Annotated in this window: 12 protein-coding genes; 5 read left to right on the plus strand and 7 right to left on the minus strand. The window is 74.3% G+C overall.

Annotated elements, in window-relative coordinates; all coding sequences use genetic code 11:
* Positions 1-2: 2 nt before the first annotated feature.
* The 3 genes from AB0399_RS18565 to lanKC all read right to left on the minus strand — a co-directional run bounded on the left by AB0399_RS18565 (position 3) and on the right by lanKC (position 5,170).
* Positions 3-1,742: an ABC transporter ATP-binding protein gene (locus tag AB0399_RS18565; RefSeq protein ID WP_366412035.1), complete on the minus strand. Its 1,740-nt coding sequence runs from the start codon at positions 1,740-1,742 to the stop codon at positions 3-5.
* 166 nt (positions 1,743-1,908) lie between these two features.
* Positions 1,909-2,028: a SapB/AmfS family lanthipeptide gene (locus tag AB0399_RS18570; protein ID WP_366412036.1), complete on the minus strand. Its 120-nt coding sequence runs from the start codon at positions 2,026-2,028 to the stop codon at positions 1,909-1,911.
* 94 nt (positions 2,029-2,122) lie between these two features.
* Positions 2,123-5,170 (minus strand): class III lanthionine synthetase LanKC, encoded by a 3,048-nt coding sequence (gene lanKC / locus AB0399_RS18575; protein WP_366412037.1) that lies wholly within the window; start codon positions 5,168-5,170, stop codon positions 2,123-2,125.
* A gap of 429 nt (positions 5,171-5,599) precedes the next feature.
* Here lanKC and AB0399_RS18580 point away from each other — a divergent pair, with 429 nt between their 5' ends.
* Positions 5,600-6,454 carry a helix-turn-helix transcriptional regulator gene (locus AB0399_RS18580; RefSeq protein WP_328463581.1) on the plus strand — a complete coding sequence of 285 codons (855 nt, stop codon included), beginning with the start codon at positions 5,600-5,602 and terminating at the stop codon, positions 6,452-6,454.
* A gap of 23 nt (positions 6,455-6,477) precedes the next feature.
* Positions 6,478-6,708: a DUF397 domain-containing protein gene (locus AB0399_RS18585; protein ID WP_329369833.1), complete on the plus strand. Its 231-nt coding sequence runs from the start codon at positions 6,478-6,480 to the stop codon at positions 6,706-6,708.
* Positions 6,709-6,802: 94 nt separating this feature from the next.
* Here AB0399_RS18585 and AB0399_RS18590 read toward each other — a convergent pair whose 3' ends face one another.
* The 3 genes from AB0399_RS18590 to AB0399_RS18600 all read right to left on the minus strand — a co-directional run bounded on the left by AB0399_RS18590 (position 6,803) and on the right by AB0399_RS18600 (position 10,438).
* On the minus strand, positions 6,803-7,414 hold the full coding sequence (locus AB0399_RS18590; RefSeq protein WP_366412038.1) for a hypothetical protein: 612 nt from the start codon (positions 7,412-7,414) through the stop codon (positions 6,803-6,805).
* A gap of 52 nt (positions 7,415-7,466) precedes the next feature.
* On the minus strand, positions 7,467-8,258 hold the full coding sequence (locus tag AB0399_RS18595) for a hypothetical protein (RefSeq protein ID WP_366412039.1): 792 nt from the start codon (positions 8,256-8,258) through the stop codon (positions 7,467-7,469).
* A gap of 125 nt (positions 8,259-8,383) precedes the next feature.
* Positions 8,384-10,438 (minus strand): MFS transporter, encoded by a 2,055-nt coding sequence (locus tag AB0399_RS18600; protein WP_329369828.1) that lies wholly within the window; start codon positions 10,436-10,438, stop codon positions 8,384-8,386.
* Positions 10,439-10,640: 202 nt separating this feature from the next.
* On the opposite strand from AB0399_RS18600, the gene AB0399_RS18605 reads away from it, so the two are divergent.
* Positions 10,641-11,852: a peptidoglycan-binding protein gene (locus AB0399_RS18605; protein ID WP_366412040.1), complete on the plus strand. Its 1,212-nt coding sequence runs from the start codon at positions 10,641-10,643 to the stop codon at positions 11,850-11,852.
* A 72-nt stretch (positions 11,853-11,924) separates the two neighbouring features.
* Here the strand turns inward: AB0399_RS18605 and AB0399_RS18610 are convergent, their stop codons facing one another.
* Positions 11,925-12,527: a hypothetical protein gene (locus AB0399_RS18610; RefSeq protein ID WP_329369826.1), complete on the minus strand. Its 603-nt coding sequence runs from the start codon at positions 12,525-12,527 to the stop codon at positions 11,925-11,927.
* Between the two features lie 200 nt (positions 12,528-12,727).
* Here AB0399_RS18610 and AB0399_RS18615 point away from each other — a divergent pair, with 200 nt between their 5' ends.
* Complete coding sequence (locus AB0399_RS18615) at positions 12,728-13,399, plus strand: HAD-IA family hydrolase (RefSeq protein WP_366412041.1); 672 nt, start codon at positions 12,728-12,730, stop codon at positions 13,397-13,399.
* Between the two features lie 218 nt (positions 13,400-13,617).
* A complete protein-coding gene (locus AB0399_RS18620; protein WP_366412042.1) occupies positions 13,618-13,947 on the plus strand; it encodes a CU044_2847 family protein in 330 nt (109 codons plus the stop codon).
* Positions 13,948-13,976: the final 29 nt, after the last annotated feature.

Genomic DNA, 13,976 nt, shown 5'->3' on the forward strand with positions numbered 1-13,976 from the left:
GCTCACAACTCCCCCTCCCCGCCAACCGCCACGGCGGCAACCGACCCACCCGGGTCGTCGGACGGCGTCGCGAACAGGGCGCGGTAGGCCGGGTCCTGCCAGAGGGTGCGGTGGGGGGCGAGGGCGCGCAGCCGGCCGGAGTCGAGCCAGGCGACGAGATCGGCGCGGGCGGCGGTGGCGGCGCGGTGGGTGGTGAGCAGGCGGGTGCGGCCGAGCGGGTCGTGCAGCAGCGAGTGGGCGACGTGGAGTTCGGTGACGGTGTCGAGGCTCGACGTGGCGTCGTCGAGCACGAGGAGCCGGCCGCCGTGCGCGAACGCCCGTGCCAGGCCCAGGCGTTGGACCTCGCCGCCGGACAGGGGGGCGGCGGCGCGCGGGGTGGCGTAACCGTCGGGCAGCCGCCGCAGGAAGCCGTCGGCGCCGGCCGCGCGGGCAGCGCCGGTGACCGTCTCGGTCGTCAACTCCCCTGGCCCGAAGGCGATCGCGTCGGCGAGGGTGTCGCCGAGCAGGACCGGCCGCTCGAAGGCGTAGCCGACGGCGTCGCGCAGTTCGAGCCGGCTGAGGGTGGACAGCGGGCGGCCGTCGAGCAGGACGATGCCCTCGTCGGGGTCGGTGAGCCGTCCGGCGAGTGCGGCCAGCACGGACTTGCCCGCGCCGGACGGCCCGACGACGGCGACGCAACTGCCGCCGGGCACGGTGAGGTCGAGCCGGTCCAGGACGGTCTCGCCGCCGCGGGTGACGGTGACGCCCCGCACTTCGAGCGTGCCGGAGCCGTCCTGCGGCAGCCGGGACGTGCCGTGGGCGGGCGCGGGCACCGCGAGCACGCCGGCGATCCGGCGGGCGGCGGCCCGGCCGCGGACGAGAGCGCCCAACTGCCCGACCACCGAGCCGATTCCGGTGGCGAGCAGCGCGTAGCGGGATGCGGCGAGCAGCCCTCCGACGGTCAACGCGCCCTGGGCCAGCCGCAGTCCGCCGACCGCGAGGACGAGGATCTGTAGCAGCGGTACGAGGACGGCCGCCTGCGCGGTGGCCCGGCCCTGGACCCGCCACATCCGGTGTCCCTGGGCGCTGAGTTCGGGCAGCGGCCGCAGCACCCGGGCGGCCTCGCGCTCCTCGGTGCGGGCGGCGGCGATGGTGCGGGCGCCGCCGATCGCCTCGACCAGGCGGGCGGCGATCCGGCCCTGGGCGTCCTGGTAGCGGGCGACGCTGTCGGAGGAGGCACGGGCGAAGCGGTGGACGAGCAGCGCCATGGGCGGGGCGCCGAGCAGGAAGGCCGCGGCCAGCCACGGGTCGGTCAGGAAGAGGGCGACGATGCCGCCGAGCGGGGTGCCGATGGCGGCGGGCAACGTCGCGACGGCGGCCGGCACGCCGCCCGCGTCGGCCGCGTTGCCGACCAGCCGGGTCACCAGGTCGCCGCCTCCGGTCACCCGGGCGGCCAGCACGTGGCGTACCGCCCGGCGCCGTACCGCCGCGGTGACCCGGGCACCGGAGACGGCCGCGAGCACGTCGCTCGCGGCGCCGACCAGCACCTGACCGGCGACGACCGCGGCGCACCCCCAGACCCAGCGCCCGCCGCCCCGCCCGCGCAGCACCTGGTCCACGGCGTGCCCGAGCGCGGTGGGCAGCAGCAGGCCGAGCCCGACGGACAGCCCGGCGAGCACCGCGACCGCGCAGACGGCGGCCCGGCTGCCGCGGGTCGCGGGCCGCACCACGCGGGGCGGCGGCGTCGCGTCAGGGTCGGCCATGCGTTCCTCCTCCGGCGGGCGGCGGCGTGCGGGTGAGCGGGGGCCGAGGCGGGGCCGAAGACGGGTGCCAAGGCGAAGGCTGGGACGGGCGCGGGGGCGGGCATGCCGGGGCCCCGCCCCCAGGTGCGGGGGGCGGGGCTTGGTCACCGGTCGAACCGCCGTGACGTCACAGGCAGATGAGGAAGCTCACCGTGCTGACGCAGCTCAGCAGGCTCAGCGAGCTGGCGTTCTCGCCGCCGTGTCCGTACTCGGCGGGCTCCATGTCCTGAAGGTCGAGAAGGGCCATGTCAGGTGTTTCCTTTCCATTGGTGTCGCCGAGGAATTCGGCAGGGTGAGGCACGGCCCGGGTCGCTGCCCGGACCGGTTCGTGGGGCCCGCGTTCAGGACGCGGGCGGTGGGGGGAGGAACGGCAGCCGGGGCGTGGGGTGCTGGCCCGCGTTGGCGGCGCCGAGGGCGAGCAGGCAGCCCGCGGTGCCGGTGCCGAGGTCCATGGACAGCCGCATCATCTGGTTGCCGGGGAAGGCGAGTTCGCCGCGGTAGGCCATGCCGTACCAGCCGAGCGCGTCGATCTGCGCGGCGAGCGCGCCGTCGGGGACGCCCGGTGCGGTGGTGCGGGCCAGGTGCAGGATCATCCCGGCCCGGCCGACGAAGAGCCCGGGCTGCGCGTACAGCCGTGCGGTGGCCGCCCGGACGATGCCGGTCCTGGCCTGCTCGAAGCGCGCGGTGGCCGCCTCGTCGAGGTCACCGGAACCGGCCAGGCCGAGCAGGTCGTCGAGGACCAGTCCGATGCCGGCGCTGCCGCCGCCGAGGTAGGGCATGGTGCGCCAGCCCTCGTCGACTTCGAGGCTTCCGCTCGCGGTGACCACGCAGGAGTCGAGGTCGAGCGCGAGCGCGCGGGCCGCGTGGCCGAGCAGCGCGGGCAGGCCGGTGCGCTCGTACAGCCGCAGGAAGAGCAGGGCGGGGCCGGTGGCGCCGCGCATCAGGCCGGCCCGGCGCGGGGGGCCGCCGCGCTGCGAGCCCTGCTGGGCCTGCGGGCTCTGCTGGGCCTGCGGGCTCTGCTGGGCCTGGTGCGGCAACAACCCGGACCCCTGCGCCTGTCGCGCCTGTTCGAGCTGCTCGGCTTCGGCGGCGATCCGTCCGGCGACGATCCCGGCGGCCTCCAACGCCCTCTCGCCCAGGTCGGTTTCGCCGGTGGCATGGGCGAGGTGGTCGAGCACCAGGCCGATTCCGGCCAGGCCGCCGCTGAGGTCGGACGACAGGCGCTGCCAGTTCTCGCCGAGCAGGGAGCGGACCAGGGCGAGGGCGCGTTCGGTGTGGCCGAGCTGTTCGAGGACGTACGCGACGCCGGCGACGCCGTCGTACAGGCCCAGCGGGGTGCCGTTCGGCAGGTGCGCGGTGCGGGCCAGCAGCCACTGCTCGCCCTCGTCGTAGCGGGGCAGGCCGACCTGGTCCAAGGCGTGCAGCACGCCGGCGGCGCCGTGGGCGATGCCGAGGCCGCCGCCGTCGGAGAACTGCGCGATGTCGCCCGGGAAGAGGCGGTCCTCGCGGTCGGGGGTGGCGGAGCCGAGGATCGCCGCGGCCATGGAGTCGCGTGCGGTGATCCAGTCGCGCGGCTCGGCGGGCAGGTAGCGGCGCGGCGGTCCCGGGCGGGTGCCCGCGGGCAGGCCGCTTCCGCCGAGGTCGCCGGAGGCGCGCCGGGAGCCGGGGGCGCCGGACGGTTCCGTGCGGCCGGTGCCGGCGCCGCGCTCGGGCTCCCCCACCTGCACGTGCAGGTCGGGCGAGGGTGAACTCGCGCGGAGGTCGGTGCCGTTGACCGGCCGGGCGCCCACCGCTCCCCCGAGGCCGGCCGCTCCGCCGGGTCCCGCGCCGTCCACGGCGGCGCTCCGGGTGCCCGCCGCGTCGTCGGCGGTCCTCGTGATCTCGGCCACCGCCTCCTCCAGGTACCAGTCCGGCACCGGGAACTCGCGGCCGATCACCTCCGCCAGGTGCGCGGCCTTGCCGCGGTCGATGGCGAACAGCGTGGTGACCGGGAGGAAGAGGGCCAACCGCAGGCAGGCGAGGGCGTAGTGGTCGACGGCGGTGCCGCGGCGGTCGGGTGGCGCGACGAAGCCGGGGTGGGCCACGGCCTGGCGGCCGTTGTCGGTGGCGCGCGCGGCGGCCTCGAAGTCCAGCAGGGACACCGTCTCGTCGTCGGGCGCGACCATGATGTTGAACATGTGCAGGTCGTTGAAGACGACCCCGCGCGAGTGCACCGCGGCCACCGCCTCCTCGACGCCGGCGTGGATGCGCAGCGCCCAGCGGGTGAAGTCGGCGACGTCGGCCGGGTCGGGGTCGGGGCGCAGCAGCGGATGGCGGTGCGCGAAGTAGGAGTTGAGCGGCTTGCCCTCGACGAAGTCCATCACCAGGAAGCGGTGGTCGCCGACGGTGAACCAGTCGCGCATCTCGGGGGCGACGCCGAGTCCGGACAGCCGCCGCAGCGCGTCGCGTTCGCGGCGCAGCCGGGTGACGGCGTCGGCACCGTCGGAGGCCAGCCCGGCGTGCGGGCGGCCCTCCTTGAGCACGACCTTCTCGCCGGTGCGGGTGTCGGTGCCGGCGTAGACACCGCCGCCGTTGGAGAAGTGCAGGGCCTTCTCGATGCGGTACGGCAGGTCGCCGACGGTGGTGGCGTTGCGCGCGGCCAGCTCCGGGGCGAGGAAGTCCGGCAGGGTGATCCAGTCGGGCACGTGGAAGGCCGGCGACCGGTCGTCGGGCACCAGCCGCCCCTCGCCGTCCTCGACCGCCGGCACCAGCGTGCCGCGCCCGCCGACGCAGTACCGCTTGGCGAAGGCGCCGTAGCGGACGTAGAGCGGGCCCTGCCGCCAGCGCAGATCGGTGAGGATGTACGGTCCCGGTTCGCCGTCGAGCAGCGCGCCGAGCTCGTCGAGGACCACCCGCAGCGCTTCCTCGTCGGCCGGGTAGATCGTGACGAACTTCCCGGAGGTGTCGCGGCCGGCGTACTTGGAGTTGCGCAGATGCAGCAGCTGCGGCCCGGGCACGAACTTGAACGGGATGTTCCGCGGCACGCAGTAGTCCCAGACCTTCGCGGCCACCTTGTCGGCGCACTCCAGGGTGGCCGAGGCGTGCACCTTCCAGCCCTGCGCGGGGTAGGCCCGCTCGCCGGCCGGCGGATCGAGGTGCAGCCAGTCGCCGTTGCGGAGGGTGTGCCAGCCGTCGGGGACGGGGCGCCGCGCGGTGTCGAAGAGCGGTACGCCGGCGGTGCCCGGGCCGGCGCCGTTCGCGGAACCGGACCCGTTCCCGGACCCGTTCCCGGACTCGTTCCCGTTCGCGGCCCCGTTCCCGTTTCCGTTTCCGGTCGTCGCGGACAGCCGGTCCAGGCTCTCGTAGAAGTGCGGGTCGGTGAGGCAGAAGACCTCGTAGCGGTTGTCCATCGATCCCCCCTTTTCGCGGTGACGGGACCGAGATTGGCACGGGAGCGGAATCGGGAGAAGTCACCGTTGTCACCTCATCGCCATGCGGAACGCATATGTCGGACAGCCGGATCACATGACATACGGCCGCCACCGTGCGTTCCCTCACGGACGCCCTCGGTGTTCGCCCAGCGTGAACGCGCCTTCTCGTCCGACCCTTCCGCCGCATTGATCAGCCCCGCCACAGGGGCGTCAGGATCGCTCCCGTTACCGGCACACCCGCCCAACGCAGCACTTCAGCAAGGGAGTTGACTGTGCGGGAGCAACACCACCGAGGCATTATGGGGCAATAGTGCACCACTGCAACATTGTCGCCGAAATTTCCAGAAACGATCTGGACCCCGCGAGAGCGGAACGGCACACTCGGAACCAGCACCAAGAAGGGACACCATGCCGCTCAGAAGCACCGCGACCGCCCGTCAGGAGCGCCTAGGCGCGGAGCTGAGGAAGATGCGGGAAGCCGCGGGGATCACCGCCCGCGACACCGCGCGGCTGCTCGGCACCGACCCGGCGAAAGTCAGTCACATCGAGGCGGGTCGGCTCGGTGTCAGCGAGGAGCGGTTACGACGTCTCGCCGCGTTCTACGAATGCGGAGACGCCGCGCTGATCGACGCCCTCGTCGGCATGGCCAACGGCCATGGCCGCAAGGGCTGGTGGGAGGCGTACCGCGGGGTGGTGCCGGCCGGCATGCTCGACATCTCCGAGATGGAGCACTACGCCGTCCACCTGCGCCCGCTCCAGGTCAGCCACATCCCCGGACTGCTCCAGACCGAGGCGTACGCCAGGGCCGTGGTCGGCCACGCGGTCCCCCCGCTGCCCGCCAACGAGTTGGAGGCGTGGGTCGCCCACCGGATGGAACGCGCCAACGTCCTGCACCGCGAGGCCGCTCCGCCGTACGAAGCGCTGGTCCACGAGGCGGCGCTGCGGATGCGGTTCGGCGGGGCGAAGGTGGCGAAGGCCCAACTGGAACACATCCAGGAGCTGAGCCGGCTGCCGCAGATAAGCGTGCGGGTCATTCCGTTCGCCTCCGAGGGCCACGTCGGCTCCAGTCACGCGATGCTCTACGCGAGCGGGACCGTCCCCCAGCTGGACACCGTGCAGATCGACTCCGCACACGGGGTGATCCTGCTGCACGCGGCCACGCAACTCGCCAACTACCTCAACCGGTTCGAGATCCTCACGAAGGTGGCGCTGGACCGGGAAAAGTCACGCGACTTCATGCACTCCATCTCCCGAGACCTCTGAACCTCTGAAAGGGCCCTCATCCCATGACCGCGCCCCTGGCTTGGCAGAAGTCCACGTACTCGCAAGACAGCGGGGACTGTGTCGAGTTGACCGCCCACGGGGGCGCGGTCCTCCTCCGCGAGAGCGACAATCCGACCGTGGTGCTGACCACCACACGCAAGGACCTGGCACGGTTCCTGCGCTTCCTCAAAGCCGCGCCGACCTCGACGGCTTCGGTGGCCGGACCCGCCCGGGTGCAGCGTTCCGTGGGGTGAGGACCGCCTGCGGGCGCGATGCCGCCCGCGCGGTTTCCCCGCGCCCCTGACCGGGGTGCGGGGAAAGGGCCGCGCCGAGCGCGGGGCGGGGCGGCTACGCGAAGTCGAGCAACTTGCGGGTCATGTCGCGGTAGTGGGTGAGGGCGACCCGCAACTCCTCGGTGTCCGGCTCCGATCCGCCGTGCACGCTCGCCCGCAGCGACTCGCGGCGCTGCTCCAGCATGCGGGTGAGCCGCTGGGCCGCCTCGTCGAGCACGGTCTCGGCCTCGCGTACGGCGCCCCTCGGGTCGTCCACGAAGCCGCCCACGGCGTGCTCCATCCGCTCGCTCAGACCGCCGTCGCCGGCGGGAGTGGCGGGGGTATCGAGAGTGGCGGGGGCAGCGGGAGTGGCCGTGGTCGCGGTCGCGGGGTGCTTCGGCTCGGTCGGCCGGTCAGGCGCGGTCCGCCCGGTCGGCTCCGCCGACGAGCTCGCGGGGGGCGGCCCGGCCTCGTCGGGCACGGTCTCGCTCCGCTCTGCGCCCGTACCGGTGACGGTCCCGGTCGTGGTCCCGGTCGTCGTCCCGGTCCCGGTCGTCGTCCCGGCGTCGCGCTTCTCGTACTTCCCGGTCGGGTTCCTGCCCTCGCTCTCGCTCTTCGTCTCGTCCACGTCGTCGGTCCTGATCTCGGTCTCGGTCCCGGTACGGCCGTGCGGGGTGTTCGGCGTCATCGTCTTCGCCTCCAGGTGTGCGGAAAGGTCGTGGGTGCCGGCGGTCGCGGGGTCATGCCTCGCCGCGGCCGGGGTCGTCGCTCTTGCGGGTACTGCCGGTGAGCGCGGCGAAGCGGCCCCCGAGCGTGTGGTGCCCGCGGTCGGCCTCGCGTACGTCGTCGTCGCCCGCGGCGGGCTCGACGGGCTCGGCGGACTCAGCAGTCCTGGCGGGGCCGGCGGTCGCCGCGGGTTCCCGGGGCTCCGCGGTCGGTTCGGGTGCGTCCGGCACCTGCGCGGGCCGCGCGACCGCGGACGTACCGCCGTCGGCTCCGGTCAGCTCGTCGAAGAGCTCCCGTGCGCCGATCAGCGACTGGCGCAGGTCCTCCGTGGCGCCCTCGCCGCCCGCACTGGCGTGCTCGGCCAGCGCGTGGGCGCGGCGGTAGCCCTGGAGCCGGGTGCCGTGGTGGACGGACAGCGCGTCGAAGTGCTCGGGCGAACCGGCCTCCGGGAAGCCCCGGTTCGCGGCGACCTGGCCGACGAGCCGGTCGGCCGCGCCCAGCGCCCCCGCGGGGTCCTCGACGAACTGTGCCTGCACGGCCTGCCAGCGCTGCGCGTACTGCGCGCGGTCGGCCTCGGACAGCGGCCGCCGGTCGAGGTCGCCGTACCGCTTGACGCGGTCCGCCAACTCCTTGTCGGTCGCCTTGGTGTCGCCCTCGTGCCGGGCGAGCACCCGGTCGTACTCGGGTCCGAACCGGTGCTTGAGACGGCCGGTGCCGGGTGTGCCGCCGTACATGCTCCATACGACGACGACAGCGATCACTACGAGGACTGCCACCACGATCGCGATGACGGCTCCTGTCGACATGTCGGGCCTCCCTTCCCTCGCGGGCTCGCCTTGCCCGCGTCACCACCCGCAAACCCGGACCGCCCGGCGGCGGGGAAGGAAGGAGGAAAGGACGGAGGAAGGGAAGGGGGCCGCGGGAAGGGGATTCAGAGCACCCGGTGCGCGTGCGCCGGCCGTTCGGGCCGCTCCGGCCGGTCATGGTCGCCGCCGCACAACTCCCCGCTCAACTTCGTCAGCAGCGCCGCGAGTTCGCTGTGCCGGGAGGGGTCCCAGTCGCCGAGCAGGTCGGCCAGGACGTTGCGGCGGGCCTCGCCGAGCCGCGCCGCCATGGCCTTCCCGGACTCGGTGAGCCGCAGGGGGTTGCCGTCGCGGACGGCGAACCCGCGGGTCTCGGCCTCGACCGCGGACCGTTCGATCATCGCGCTCGGCACCGTGGCGTGCTCGGCCAGCTCCACCGGGTCGGCCTCGCCCTGGTGGGCGATTCTCAGCAGCAGCCAGCTGGTGGCCGGATGGATGTCGGCGCCGGCCTTGTCGGTGACGCGGATGTACAGGTCCCGTTTGGTCTCCCGGTTGCCCAGCACCGACAGGCAGCGGGCGATCTCGTCGAGCGAGGAGCGCTCCACCGGATTGGTGCCGAACGTCTCGTTGGCGTCCGGCGCCGTGACCGACCCGCGCAGTGGCTGCTCCCTCAGCAGCCAGGCCAGCACGAAGCCGAGCAGCGCGACCGGCACCGCCCACAGGAAGACGGTGGTGATCGACTGCGAATAGGCGTGCAGCACCGGCGCCTTGATGGCACTCGGCAGTCCGGCGATGGCCGTCGGGTCGGCCTGGAGCCTGGCCGGATCGAAGCCGGCCGGCACCCGCACCCCGCGCAGCGCGGAACCCAGCTTGTCCGAGAGCTGGTTGGTGAAGACGGTGCCGAACACCGAGACGCCGAAGGACGCGCCGATGGAGCGGAAGAAGGTGGTGCCGGAGGTGGCGGAACCCAGGTCCTCGTAGCCGACCGCGTTCTGCACCGCGAGCACCAGCACCTGCATCACCAGGCCGAGGCCGAACCCGAAGACGAAGAAGTACAGGCTCATCACCCAGGTCGCGGTGAACTCGTCGAGCTGGTGCAGCAGGATCAGCCCGACCGCGGTGACGGCGGTGCCGAGGATCGGGAAGACCTTGTAGCGGCCGGTGCGGCTGATGATCTGGCCGGAGCCGGTGGAGGCGAGCAGCAGCCCGACCACCATCGGGATCATGTGGACGCCGGAGAGCGTCGGCGAGTAGCCGTGCACGACCTGGAGGAAGGTCGGCAGGTAGGTCATCGCGCCGAACATCGCGAAGCCGATGATGAAGGAGATGCCCGAGCAGATGACGAAGGTGCGCACCTTGAACAGCCCCGGCGGCAGCACCGGCTCCTGCGCGCGCCGCTCGATCATCACGAACACCGCGACCAGCGCGACCCCGACCACCGCCAGCACGATGATGCCGGGCGAGCTCCACGCCAGGGTGGTGCCGCCGAGCGAGGTGACCAGCACGAGGCAGGTCGCGGCCGCGGCCACCACCGCCATGCCGGCGTAGTCGATGCGGTGCGCGGTGCGGCGTACCGGGATGTGCAGCACCGCGGCGATCACGGCGAGCGCCACGATGCCGATCGGCAGGTTGATGTAGAACACCCAGCGCCAGGAGAGCTGTTCGGTGAACACCCCGCCCAGCAGCGGCCCGAGCACGCTCGCCGCGCCGAACACCCCGCCGAACACGCCCTGGTAGCGGCCGCGGTCGCGAGGCGGCACGATGTCGCCGACGATCGCCATGGACAGCGCGATCAACCCGCCGCCGCCCAGCCCCTGCAACGCCCGGAACGCGATCAACTCGCCCATGCTCTGCGAGATCCCGCACAGCGCCGAGCCGATCAGGAAGATCACGATCACGGACTGGAACAGCCGCTTGCGGCCGTACATGTCACCGAGCTTGCCCCACAGTGGAGTTGCCGCGGTGGACGCCAGCAGGTAGGCGGTCACGACCCATGACAGGTGGTCGATGCCGCCGAGGTCGCTGACGATCGTGGGCAGTGCGGTCGACACGATGGTCTGGTCGAGCGCGGCCAGCAGCAGCCCGAGGGCGAGCGCGCCGATCGCGATCCGTACCGCGCGCTTGTCCTGCTGCTCGCCCGGTGCCGCCGCCGGTGCCGCGGCGGTGCTGGTGTCCTGGGCCATGTGGCAGCTCCTCGCCTCGCTTCCCCGAGGGCCAGAAACTCATATTCCCACCCTTTGTACGGTTATGGCCTGCGGAACCGGTCACCACTACCGCCGGGCGCTGTGCCGGAGGCGTGTCGGATCGGCATAATCACCGGAGAATTCGCGCGCACCGTGTGAACGGATCGTGCGGACCCGGGTACGAACGGCGGGAGGGGACCCAGTGGCGCCGGAGCAGCCGAACGGACAGGACGGCCGGGACGACCGGCCGGACCCGTCGTACCGGCCGTACGCGTACGCCCAGGGCGACCGCGCCGCGAGGGGTGACGGCATGACCGAGGACCGTATCGGGGGCGGCGGCGCGGACGGCGTCCCGACCGCCGCCGACGGCACCGGGCCCACCAGCCCCGGCCCGGCCGCCGAGGACGACGCGGGCGGGATACGGGCCGCCGAGCGGTCCGCGCAGCGCGCGGCGGCCGTGGCGGCCGTGGAGGGCTTCCACCCGCTGCGGCTGCGCCCCTACGTCACCGATCCGCACGGCGACGCGGCCGGCGAGAGCACCGTACGGCGGCTGATCGACACCGACCCGCCCGGCCCGGTGGACGACGACGGGCCCGCCGTCGCCGACCTGGGCCTGTTCCCCGCCAGGTACGCGGGTGTGGAGTACGCCGAGGCCCCGCACGACGGGGGGCGCGACGCGGCCCACGCGCACGCCGTGGCGGCCGCCCGGGGCCGGCACCGGCGGCGCAAGCGCGGCATCGTGGTGGCGGCGGCAGCGGTCGCCGCGTCCGCGCTGGCCGCGGGCGCCGTGGCGGTCAGCGGCCAGATCGGCCAGGAGCAGGGCAGCACCGACCGGGCGCTGCCCGACCAGTCCTCGTCGATGCCGGACGTGGTGCTGCCGACGGACGCCACGCAGTCCACCGCGTCGTCGGCCCCGGCCATGGCCGACCCCGGTGCCCCGCGCGCCACGACCACCACGACCCGCGCGGCGAGCCCGTCGGCCACCCCCTCGACGTCGGCCACCACGCCGCCGGCCACCGACAGCGCCACTCCGGCCGGCTCGGGCGGCACATCGGCCCACGTCGCCGGGTCCACCTCGGCCGCGCCGGGCACCCCCGCGGCGCCCTCGGACCCCGCCACCAGCTCGGGCACCGACACCTCCACGCCGCCCGCGAGCGACGCCTCGTCCGCCGCCACGCAGGTGCTCCAGCTCGGCGACTCCGGCCCGGCCGTCGCCGACCTCCAGCGCCGGCTGAGCGAGGTGTGGGTCTACGCGGGGCCGATCAACGGCGTCTTCAACAGCCAGACGCGGCTGGCGGTGGCCACCTTCCAGGTCTGGTACTGGGTCACCGACGCGGCCGACGGCAGCCACGACGGCGTGTACGGGCCCAAGACCCGCGCCGCCCTCGAACGCCAGACGCAGGGCGACTCGTAGGACGAGCCGAACGCCGGCCCGGGGCTCGGACGAGGGCACCCGGCAGCCGGCGGGCCAGGCCGGCCTCCGGCGCTACGGCCGCCCCGGCGCGGTCCCCGCGGGCTCCACGTACTGGAGCAGGCCCCACGTGAAGTGCGCGATCACCCGGCCCCCGGTCAGCGGGTCGGTGAGCGCCAGCCGGGCCCGGGACGGCGCGTCGGGCGGCAACGGCGCCGCCGGCGGGAAGGCGCGGGCCGCGTCGTCCACGGTGCACGACCACGGCGCCAGGTCCGCGACGGCCGCCGGGCGCGGCGGCTCCGCCCCGGGCGCGCGCACCAGCCACTCGTTGACGACCGCCCCGGCGCCGCCTCCCCCCGGGCCGGGCAGCGTGACCACCTCGAACCGCAGGTCGGGCCAGAGCGGCACGGGCCACAGCGCCGCCCGCAGCTCCAGATCCCCGGCCCGCTGCTCCCTGACGTCCTCCGGCGGCCCGAGCGCCGTACGGTAGCGGGCCTCGCCGCGCGGGAACGTGCGGCTGTGCAGCCGCGCCTGCCACCGGCGGTTCGCCTCGCGCAGATCGGTGTGGTTCACGCCCAGCGTGCGCAGCGCGTCGTCGACCAGGCCCGGCTGGTGGTCGGCCATCCGCCGCAGCAGCACGAGCTGGAACTGGAGCGGCCCGAAGGGTTCCGTGGGCATGCGGCGAGTCTAGGGCGGTCGGGGCGGGGACTGGCGCAGCGGCCACATCTTTTGTATCGTGATGGAACAAAGTGGTTCCGCCCGCTACCCCTGACCGGCGGGCGGGACCACGGAGTACGGAGTTACCGCCGGGGGCGGCCGCCGCGGCACCAGACGAGGCGGCCGCCCCCGCACCGTCTCGCACCCCAGGGAGCACTTCCATGACGCCGTCCGCCCCCTCCACCGAGTTCCGCGCTCGCGCGCTGCTGCTGGACATGGACGGCACCCTGGTGAACTCCGACGCGGTCGTGGAGCGCTGCTGGCGGCGCTGGGCCGAGCGCAAGGGGCTCGACCCGGTCCACGTGCTCTCGGTCGTGCACGGCCGCCAGGGCCACGCCACGATGGCCGTGCTCCTCCCGGACCGGCCGGTGGCCGAGAACCTCGCCGAGAACGCGGAGTTGCTCGCCGAGGAGACCGCCGACACCGACGGCGTGGTGCCCGTCCCCGGCGCGCCCGCCTTCCTCGCCGCGCTCCAGGGGCACCCGCACGCCCTCGTCACCTCCGCGAGCATCGGCCTCGCGCAGACCCGCATGGACGCCGCCGGACTGCCGATGCCGGCGGTCCGGGTCACCGCGGAGTGCGTGAGCGCCAGCAAGCCCGACCCCGAGGGTTTCCTGAAGGGCGCCGCCGAACTCGGTTTCGCCCCCGAGGAGTGCCTGGTCTTCGAGGACGCCGAGGTCGGCATCGCGGCGGCCCGCGCGGCGGGGATGCGGGTCGTCGGCGTCGGCCCCCGCGCGGCCGCCCACCAGCCCAGCGCGCACGCCCCCTCCCTGGAGCACGTGAGCGTGCGGCCCGCGCCCGGCGGCGGCCTCCTGGTGACCGTCACCGCCTGACCGTCACCGCCTGACCGTCACCGCTCGACCGCGGGCGCCTGACCGCGGGCGCCGAACGCCCCGCCGATCCCGGGCGATCCAGGGCGACCCCGGCCGAAGCCACGCCGGCCCCGGGCGGAGGGCTGCCGGGAGTCTCATACGGACGAACCTCCTGCGCCGCGCCGCGCGGCGGCTCTATCGTGGAAACCTGGAGAGTCGGCACGGTTCGGGTGGGGGACATGCGGCAGCTGGTGGAGGTTCAACTCCCGGACGGACAGGCGATCTGGGCCCGGATCGAATCCCCCGGCGGACCCCAGGACTCCGGCCTCCTCGACGGCGGCGCCCGAGCGCTCCGCGGGTTCGAGACGACGCTGCGGACGGTGGCCACCAACGTCCGCGACGCCGTGGCGCAGGCGGCCCCCGACAAGGTGAGCGTGGAGTTCGGCGTCGAACTCGCCCTCGGCAAGGACGGCTTGGTGGCCGCGCTGGCCGGGACGAGCGGCACCGCGGCGGTCAAGGTGACGCTCGAGTGGGGCGGCGAGCAGCCCGGCTCCGGGGCGCCGCAGTGACCGGGACCCGCTTACCGGTGCGGTCGAAC

Origin of the sequence: Streptomyces sp. NPDC088194, assembly GCF_040702025.1 — a bacterium.
Classification (GTDB): Bacteria; Actinomycetota; Actinomycetes; order Streptomycetales; family Streptomycetaceae; genus Actinacidiphila.

What these genes read in the sequence shown, in the direction of transcription:
- AB0399_RS18585 (WP_329369833.1), top strand. Translation starts at nt 6,478, where the DNA reads ATGACCGCGCCCCTGGCTTGGCAGAAGTCCACGTACTCGCAAGACAGC.
- AB0399_RS18595 (WP_366412039.1), bottom strand. Translation starts at nt 8,258, where the DNA reads ATGTCGACAGGAGCCGTCATCGCGATCGTGGTGGCAGTCCTCGTAGTG.
- AB0399_RS18620 (WP_366412042.1), top strand. Translation starts at nt 13,618, where the DNA reads ATGCGGCAGCTGGTGGAGGTTCAACTCCCGGACGGACAGGCGATCTGG.
- AB0399_RS18565 (WP_366412035.1), bottom strand. Translation starts at nt 1,742, where the DNA reads ATGGCCGACCCTGACGCGACGCCGCCGCCCCGCGTGGTGCGGCCCGCG.
- AB0399_RS18600 (WP_329369828.1), bottom strand. Translation starts at nt 10,438, where the DNA reads ATGGCCCAGGACACCAGCACCGCCGCGGCACCGGCGGCGGCACCGGGC.
- AB0399_RS18610 (WP_329369826.1), bottom strand. Translation starts at nt 12,527, where the DNA reads ATGCCCACGGAACCCTTCGGGCCGCTCCAGTTCCAGCTCGTGCTGCTG.
- AB0399_RS18580 (WP_328463581.1), top strand. Translation starts at nt 5,600, where the DNA reads ATGCCGCTCAGAAGCACCGCGACCGCCCGTCAGGAGCGCCTAGGCGCG.
- AB0399_RS18590 (WP_366412038.1), bottom strand. Translation starts at nt 7,414, where the DNA reads ATGACGCCGAACACCCCGCACGGCCGTACCGGGACCGAGACCGAGATC.
- AB0399_RS18615 (WP_366412041.1), top strand. Translation starts at nt 12,728, where the DNA reads ATGACGCCGTCCGCCCCCTCCACCGAGTTCCGCGCTCGCGCGCTGCTG.
- AB0399_RS18570 (WP_366412036.1), bottom strand. Translation starts at nt 2,028, where the DNA reads ATGGCCCTTCTCGACCTTCAGGACATGGAGCCCGCCGAGTACGGACAC.
- lanKC (WP_366412037.1), bottom strand. Translation starts at nt 5,170, where the DNA reads ATGGACAACCGCTACGAGGTCTTCTGCCTCACCGACCCGCACTTCTAC.